The 1,832-nt window shown below is 72.5% G+C and carries 1 protein-coding gene; it reads right to left on the bottom strand.

The window, feature by feature from the left end; translation table 11 throughout:
- Positions 1-1,832 (bottom strand): condensation domain-containing protein (locus tag ABD340_RS10765; protein ID WP_344588597.1); only part of this gene is annotated, 1,832 nt, incomplete at both ends.

The raw sequence follows: 1,832 nt of genomic DNA, 5'->3' as shown, positions 1-1,832 counted from the left end.
ACCGGAGTAACGGGCCAGCATGACCAGATAGGCGGCGAGCAAGGTCATGTACATCGACGCGTCGCTCACCCGGGACACCGCACGCAGCCGGTCGGCGGTCTCCTCGGGCACGCGGAACCGGATCGCCGCTCCGTCCGGCAGGCGCACCGGCGGCCGGGACCGGTCGGCCGGCAGGTCCAGCACGGGTACTCCGGCCAGCCGCTCCCGCCAGTACTCCAGCTGCCCGTCGAGGACGTCTCCGGTCAGCCACTGCCGCTGCCACACGGCGAAATCGGCGTACTGCACCGGCAACGGCGGCAACGGGTCCGGCAGGCCCGCCCGGAACGCGTCGTAAAGCGCCGTCAGATCACGGCGAAGCACCCGTCCCGACCACTCGTCGCCGATGACGTGATGCATGGTCAGCGCCAGCAGGTGGTCGCCGGCGCCCAGCCGGACCAGCGACCCGCGGATCAGCGGGCCGGCGGACAGATCGAACGGCGCCCCGGCGTCCGCCGCCACCAGCGCCTCGACAGCGGCCGGTGGGTCCTCGGCACCGGAGACGTCCAGCACCGGAAGCGGGAACGGCGACGGCGGATCGATCACCTGCCGCGCCACGCCGCCGGCGTCCGCCACCAACCGGGTCCGGAGCACCTCATGGCGCGCCACCAGTGCACCCAAGGCCGCCTCAAGCACCCCGACGTTCACCTCGCCGGACCAACGCACCGGCGACGGCACGTTGTATTCGGTCGAGCCGGGCTCCAGCTGGTCGATGAACCACAGCCGCTGCTGCGCGAACGACAGCGGCAGGTCCTGGTCCCGGCCGGTCGGCGTGATGGGCGGCGCCGTGTCATCCTGCCCCAGGGCATCGATCACCAAGGCCAGCCCGCGTACGGTCGGCTCGTCGAACAGCGCCGTCATGGGCACCTCGGCCCCGAACACCCGCCGGATCCGGGCCGCCACCTGAGTGGCCAGCAGTGAATTCCCGCCCAGCTCGAAGAAGTTGTCCTCGGCACCGACGCGTTCGACGTCGAGCACCTGCGCCCAGACTCCGGCCAGCGCCTCCTCGGTCGCGCCCGACGCCGCCACGAACCCGCCGAGTTCCGGCCGGGCGCCGTCGGGGGCGGGCAGCGCGGCCCGGTCGACCTTGCCGTTCGGTGTCAGCGGCAGCCCGGCCAGTTCGACGAACGCGCCGGGGAGCATGTAGGAAGGCAGCCGTTCTCCCGCACGGGCCCGCAGCCCTGCGACGTCGGGGATGCCCTCGGCCTGGTCGGCCGGTACGAGGTAGGCCACGAGCCGCTGGTCGGCCCCCTCTCCGACGGCGGCGACGACGGCCGCCCGCACGCCCGGGTGACTGGCGAGCACGGACTCGATCTCGCCGAGTTCGACACGGAATCCGCGCACCTTGACCTGGTCGTCCGTGCGTCCCAGGAAGTCCAGCTCGCCGCTCGCGCGCCACCGCACCCGGTCACCCGACCGGTACATCCGCGACCCGTCACCAGCGAACGGATCAGCCACGAACCGCTCACCCGTCAACGCCGCCCGATTCCCATAGCCTCGGCCCACACCCGCACCGGCGATGAACAGCTCACCAGCCACTCCCACCGGCACCGGCTGAAGCCGCTCATCCAGCACGTACACACGAGTGTTGGCGATCGGCCGTCCGATCGGAGGCGCCTCCGCCGACGCCGGATCGGCCACACCGACGGACGAGATCACAGTGACCTCCGTCGGCCCGTACCCGACGCGCACCCGCCGCCCAGGACCCCAGTCGGCCGCGACCTGCGCGCTGACCCGCTCCGACCCCACCAGCATGGCGCCCACACCCGGCACCTTGGCCGGGTCGAGCATCCCCA

Source organism: Actinomadura vinacea, from assembly GCF_039532545.1.
GTDB classification, from domain to species: Bacteria; Actinomycetota; Actinomycetes; order Streptosporangiales; family Streptosporangiaceae; genus Spirillospora; species Spirillospora vinacea.
The sequence above is the reverse complement of the archived record's forward strand: the minus strand, read 5'-3'. Positions and strand labels throughout refer to the sequence as shown.